5 protein-coding genes and 1 pseudogene are annotated in these 5,781 nt (G+C 63.8%); 1 reads left to right on the top strand and 5 read right to left on the bottom strand.

The genetic code is table 11. From position 1 onward, the window contains the following. The coding region (locus G3574_RS17545; RefSeq protein ID WP_235953492.1) for a glycoside hydrolase family 16 protein at positions 1-651 on the bottom strand (651 nt) is incomplete at its 3' end. An 88-nt stretch (positions 652-739) separates the two neighbouring features. On the opposite strand from G3574_RS17545, the gene G3574_RS17540 reads away from it, so the two are divergent. Then, positions 740-1,042, top strand: a complete 303-nt coding sequence (locus G3574_RS17540; RefSeq protein WP_163965966.1) for a hypothetical protein — start codon at positions 740-742, stop codon at positions 1,040-1,042. Positions 1,043-1,816: 774 nt separating this feature from the next. Here the strand turns inward: G3574_RS17540 and G3574_RS17530 are convergent. The 4 genes and pseudogenes from G3574_RS17530 to G3574_RS17515 all read right to left on the bottom strand — a co-directional run. Continuing rightward, positions 1,817-2,599, bottom strand: a complete 783-nt coding sequence (locus G3574_RS17530) for a polysaccharide deacetylase family protein (RefSeq protein ID WP_163965975.1) — start codon at positions 2,597-2,599, stop codon at positions 1,817-1,819. Continuing rightward, positions 2,596-3,630, bottom strand: coding sequence for a UDP-glucose 4-epimerase GalE (galE, locus tag G3574_RS17525; protein ID WP_163965972.1), 1,035 nt, complete (start codon positions 3,628-3,630; stop codon positions 2,596-2,598). Before galE ends, G3574_RS17530 begins: the two co-directional genes overlap by 4 nt. Positions 3,631-3,776: 146 nt before the next feature. Continuing rightward, a complete protein-coding gene (locus tag G3574_RS17520) occupies positions 3,777-5,423 on the bottom strand; it encodes an FAD-dependent oxidoreductase (RefSeq protein WP_163965969.1) in 1,647 nt (548 codons plus the stop codon). A gap of 215 nt (positions 5,424-5,638) precedes the next feature. Beyond that, positions 5,639-5,781 (bottom strand): annotated as a pseudogene (locus tag G3574_RS17515) (phosphomannomutase/phosphoglucomutase); the annotation flags it as partial.

The raw sequence follows: 5,781 nt of genomic DNA, 5'->3' as shown, positions 1-5,781 counted from the left end.
GGCGCGCACGTAGTTGACTTCGTAGGAGTTGTCCTTGCCCTGCGGCGTGGAGTTGTCCGGCGTGCCGCTGGCGCTGCCGAACCACAGGTCCAGCATGATGTACATCGGGTCGCCCATGGTGACGTTCGCCACCAGCACTTCCTTGCCGTCGAAGTAATAGGTCTGCTTGTTCGGCTCCCACTTCACCGCGTACTTGTGGAAGCCTTCCGACAGGTCCACTCCGGCGTTGAACATCTTCGTGCCCATCATCTGGCCTTCGGTATCGCCCTTCCAGATCGTCGGCGCATACGTGGTCGGACGGGAAACGCCGGAGGCATCCGTGGTGCCCCAGCCGTTGCCGCCGGCATAGGCTTCCATGATGTCCATCTCGGGACGGCGGGTATCGACGTGGTTGAACAGCCAGAATGCCGGCCAGGTGCCCTTGCCCTTGGGCAGCTTGGCTTCCATTTCAAAGTAGCCATAGGTCTGGTAGAACTTGCCGTCGGTGTCGATGGTGCGGTCGAAGAAGCTGCCGCTGGCATCGCGCTGCGGCCAGATCTTCAGGGTGCCGTTCTCGACGGTGTAGTTCTTGGTGGCGTTGGAGCCGGCATACCAGATGTGGTCATTCCAGAGACTGCTGTCGAAGCTGTTGAACTCTTCGGTGAAGGTCAAGGCATAGCTGTTTGCATCCTGTCCATACGGTGCGGGCGCGGTGCTCGCAGTGGCCGTGGCGGTGGAAACAGTCTGTGGAATAGCGTCCGTGGTCGCGGTGTTCGCGCCAGTCGTGCCGGACGCGGCTGCTGTCGTGCTTGCTGCGCTGCTGCCCGATGCCTCTGCCGTGACGGCGGCGGCCAGGGTGGTTGCGGATGCTGCGTTGATCGAAGCGCTGGTTGCGCTGGAGGTGGTGCTGGAGTCTGCTGCGGCCGCCGTTGCGCTGCCGTCAGCCGAACCCCCGCCGCCACAGGCGGAAAGGAGAACGGCGGCACAGGCGCAACAGGACAGGGAAAGGGAGAAGCGATGGAGATTCAGTTTAAACAAAATTATTTCCTCAAAACATGTTTAAAAATCGCCGTCATGCTCAACGGCAAGTCCTTCTCAGAGGCTTGCTTGCCGTCATTGGTTCCGGGAAATTTAAAGATTCGGGGAAATAATTTTTTCGGGAAATTGGTGGGAAAAGAAGGGAATTGCGGGAACTTTGGGTTTTCCGGAAATTCCCCTCTGAAACAACTTTCCTTAGAGAAATTGGGGGAGTGGGGTGGTTGATGGGTTGGTTAAGGGGCGCGCGCGATGGGAGTTTGAATCGCCGGTTACTGATTGAACTGTTTGGTGGCTCCCTTCATTCCCGCGAAGGTGGAAATCTCAGTGTGCGTTTCTTCGGACGGCCGAAATGGGATCCCCGCCTTCGCGGGGATGACAGGGGTAGACGGCGACGACAGAGCTAGACAGGGATAACAGAGGTAGACGGAAACGGCGGAGGTAGTCGCGCTGCAGCGAGCACGATGCCGAAGGCGAGCCTGCGGTGTCCCTTCTGACGTCGCCGAAAGGGAGGGCGGACGAGCGGAAAAAGGAGCGTGGCTGTCTGAGCCGCAGGCGAGTTTCCACGCTTCCCGCTTGGCCGTCCTCCCTTTCGGGAACCCCGCAGGGGCGACGGCAGGGGTCGCTTTTCTTTGGTTTGTTTCGTGGGGCCCGCCTAGGGGGCGAGTCCAAAGAAATGAACTGGCCCGCCGGGGCCAGTCCCGGCACCTCCCCACGGAGTGGGAGACGCAACCGGGTCACCGGAGAGAAAACAGAACCCAAACCGGTATCCCCATCTGCGTGGCGATACCGGAACGCCCCCCTACCCCACGCGCCCCGCCCTCGCAATACCCCGCAACGTCCTCCCAAGCGGATAAGCCACATCCCACAAGGGCGCAATGGACCCCGTCTGCAGCCAGAACTGCCGCTGGAAGTTCTTGAACGGCGAAGCATCGAAACAGGTCCGGGGAATGGCATCGAGGGCCATGCCGTTGCGGTAGGACTGCCGCGACACGCCATACTGGAAACGCAAGCCTGATTCTTGCGCGATGGCGCGCCATTCCGGCCGCGACAAGCCCCAGGGCCATGCGAGATGCCGCACATGGGAAGCAGGAAGGCGCAACTCCGAGGCAAGCAGCCGCACCGAGGTGTCGAGATCTTCCCGAACCGCGGACAGCGGCTGCCCGGTGAAATTGGCATGCAGGTGCCCATGCGACTGGCAGTCGATCACCCCGCTCTCCTGCAGAGACCGGACCTGGTCCCAGGTCATGAACTTGTCGCGCTCCTCGTCGCCCGTCAGGGCGTCGTCGTGGCGGATGAGCGCCGTCGCAATGAAGGCGATGGCCGAGTAGTCGAGGGCGCGCAGCAGGCCGAGGGCTTCTCCATGCACCGATTCATAGCCGTCGTCGAAAGTGATGAGGAAGGTGCGCGGCGGCGGTTCCTTGTCAGCCTCCAGGTAATAGGAAAACTCGTCGCAGGTCAGCGTGCGCCATCCCTCCTCCCGCAGCGCCGCAAGGTGGCTGTAGAAGACCTCGGGCGCCGTCGAGGTGCTCAGGCCGGCGCGGTCGAGGCGGTGGTACAGCAGGATGGGAAACGGCTGGCTCATTCCTGCCCTTGCGCGTACCCGTTGGGATTGGTGCTCTGCCAGCGCCAGTGGTCGGCGCACATTTCCTGCAGTCCCTTGCGGGCGCGCCAGTCCAGCGTGTGGAAGGCCTGCGCGGGATCCGCGTAGCAGACCGCGATGTCGCCGGGGCGGCGCGCGGCGATGGCATAGGGCACGCGGCGGCCGCTCGCCGCCTCGAAGGCTCGCACCATGTCGAGCACGCTGTAGCCCTGGCCGGTGCCGAGGTTGACCACGAAGCTCTTGTGCGAGCGGAACATCTCGCGCAGCGCCGCGACGTGGCCGCGCGCGAGGTCCACCACGTGGATGTAGTCGCGCACGCCGGTGCCGTCGGGCGTCGGGTAGTCGTTGCCGAATACCGAAAGCTGCTCGCGCCGGCCCACCGCCACCTGGCTGATATAGGGCATGAGGTTGTTGGGAATGCCGCGCGGGTCTTCGCCGATCAGGCCGCTCTCGTGGGCGCCGACCGGGTTGAAGTAGCGCAGCCGTCCGATGGACCATTCCGGGTCGGAGGCGCCGAGGTCTTCCAGCACCTGCTCCACCATCAGCTTGGAGCGGCCGTAGGGATTCGTGGTGTGCAGCCGGGCGGATTCCTTGATCGGCACTTCCTCGGGGTCGCCGTAGACGGTGGCCGACGAGCTGAACAGGAAGTGCTTGACGCCGGCATCCCCCAGCGCCTGCAGCAGGGTGATGGTGCCGCCGACGTTGTTCTCAAAATACGACAAGGGCTTGGCGACGGACTCCCCCACCGCCTTCAGGCCGGCGAAATGAATGGCCGCGTCGACACGGTGAGCGCGCAGCAGCGCGTCGAGCGCCGCCCGGTCGCGCACGTCCGCCTCGTAGAAGGGCACGGTCTTGCCGGAGATGCGTTCGACGCGGCGGATCGCTTCCGCCGAGCTGTTGGACAGGTTGTCGAGCGCGACGACCGCATAGCCTGCCGCAAGCAGTTCGACGCAGGTATGGGAACCGATGTAGCCGGATGCGCCGGTGACGAGGATGGTCTGGGAAGGTGTCATGACTGAAAAACCGCTGTGAAGGTGAAACACCCGCTCCGGCCCGGCGCATTAGCCGCGGCACGCCCGGCGCGCCATGCACTGCGCGCTAGGGAAGAGGGTCATTGCCCTGGAGCCGGGCGCCGTTCCAGGACGGCGCCGGCGCAGGCTTACGCTGCTTCCATCGAAAAGGTTGCCGTGGTGTTCCTTACCTCCTTTGCGAGATGTTCCGACAAGCGGAATGCCAGCGCCGCCAGGGTGATGGTGGGGAAGTTGGCCCCGCAGGTGGGGAAGACCGAGCTTCCGGCGATGAACAGGTTGCTCATGCCGTGTACCTTGCAGTCGCGGTCGACCACGCCCAGCTTGGGCGAGTCGTGCATGCGGGTGGTGCCCATGTGGTGCCAGGTGCCTTCGAGGTCCTGCGGCCAGCTGCGTCCCTCGAGCGCGGGATCGAGATCCACCTGCGCCACGCCGCTCTTGCGCATGTCTTCCGCCAGCAGTGCGAGCGTGCGGTCGAAGGTGCGCTTGACGCGGTCGGTGAGCCGCCAGTCGACGCGGACGCGGTGCATGCCGAGCTGGTCCTTCTGCGTGGGCGACAGCATCACGCGGCTGTTCGGATCGGGTTCCGGCTCGACGATCAGCTGGAATTTAACCCCCTGGATCAGCCAGCGCGGCTGGAACAGGCGGGTATAGCCGTAGCCCAGCGTATCGAGGGGGTGCGCCATCATGGTGAGGATGTCGCGCGACAGGCTCCAGTCAGCCTGCTCCTTGCTCAGCAGCGCCTGCTTGCAGCGGAACAGCGCCAACGCGCCCTCGCTGCCTTCTCCCGGGAACACCGACGAGAACCAGACCCGCGCGTTGAGGATGCCCTCTTCCTGCAGGGTTTCCGGCGTCAGGGCGAACTGGTGGGCGATGCAGGTGCCATGCGCGGCGACGGCGGCATTCTGGTAGTGGTACTTCACGTCCGACAGTTTGTTGCGAGACCACTGCTTGGCGAACTTGATGTTGCCGGAGAACAAGCGCGGATGGTCCATGAAGAAGCGGCCGACGAGGTCGTTGCCATTGCCGAGGCCGGCGGGCTGGATCTTGTTCGAGGCCAGCAGCAGGCGCGCGTTCTCGATGCCGCCGGTCGCCACCACGAACTGCTTCGCGGCGACCTTGATGCGGCGCCCGGACAGCGTGGCCACGTCGATGTGGGTAACGGTCTTGGCCATGCGGTCGGTATCGATGTTGACCGCGTTGGCGTATAGGAAGACGCGGACGCGCTGCGAGCGCTTCAGCTCGTCGCGGTAGAGCTTGCCGAAGCGCGCCGGCGGGCTGAACTGCGAGATGGTGTCGCGGATCTTGCCGGTGGACAGCGGAATGCGGCGCACGTCCGGCCGGTTGATCGAGCGTTCCCAGAAGTCGGGGTCGAAGTTGTTCGGGCCGAGCTTGAGCAGCGCATGCGTGCGCTCGTAGTAGGGAGCCAGTTCCGACAGGCCGAAGGGCCAGCCGCTGTAAGCCACCCAGTCGCGCTTTTCGAAATCCCAGGGGTCGAGCGGCCGGCACCAGCCGCCCCAGCAGTTGCTGCTGCCGCCGAGAAAGCGGCTGCGGCTGCCGTCGGCGAAGTTGTAGCGCCATTCGCCGACGTCCTCGCCGCGCGCGAGGTCGCGGGTGTCGTCGTCCGGATTGAGGCCGCCGCTTTCGAGCATGACGACGTCGATCCCCTTCTTGTCCAGCTCCATGGCCAGCGTGATACCCGCGACGCCGCCGCCAATGATGCAAACGGTCGTCTCGACGACCGATCCTTCCTCAGTACGACGTGTATCGATGAACATTCTTGTTGTACACCCCTATCTAGATGTGTTACTCGCGCTTCGGGCTTGCCCTGTATGGCCTGTATTGCCTGCATGGCGTAAGCCGGTTCCCGAATGAATCGGTCGGTGAAGCAACGAACCTGACTCTTGTTTCCTTAAAAATAAGTGACGCCGGACCCGCGGATATTGATTTTCGTTATGAAGCCGGCGTTTATCTCCCCGCTTTCTGAGCGGCATCAAAACTTGAGCTCGGCATCGGGCTTGCTGGCGAGGATGGCGGCGCGGAACTCGGCCTGGATGCGCTGCAGCGCCGCCTCGTTTTCGCCCTCGAAACGCATCACCACCACCGGCGTGGTGTTCGACGAACGCGCCAGCCCGA

It is taken from the genome of Noviherbaspirillum galbum, assembly GCF_010974945.1.
GTDB lineage: Bacteria > Pseudomonadota > Gammaproteobacteria > Burkholderiales > Burkholderiaceae_D > Noviherbaspirillum > Noviherbaspirillum galbum.
This window is presented reverse-complemented; position numbering and strand designations above follow the sequence as displayed.

Bases quoted from the DNA above. Each gene is read 5' to 3' on its own strand.
- galE (WP_163965972.1), bottom strand. From the start codon at position 3,630: ATGACACCTTCCCAGACCATCCTCGTCACCGGCGCATCCGGCTACATC.
- G3574_RS17530 (WP_163965975.1), bottom strand. From the start codon at position 2,599: ATGAGCCAGCCGTTTCCCATCCTGCTGTACCACCGCCTCGACCGCGCC.
- G3574_RS17520 (WP_163965969.1), bottom strand. From the start codon at position 5,423: ATGTTCATCGATACACGTCGTACTGAGGAAGGATCGGTCGTCGAGACG.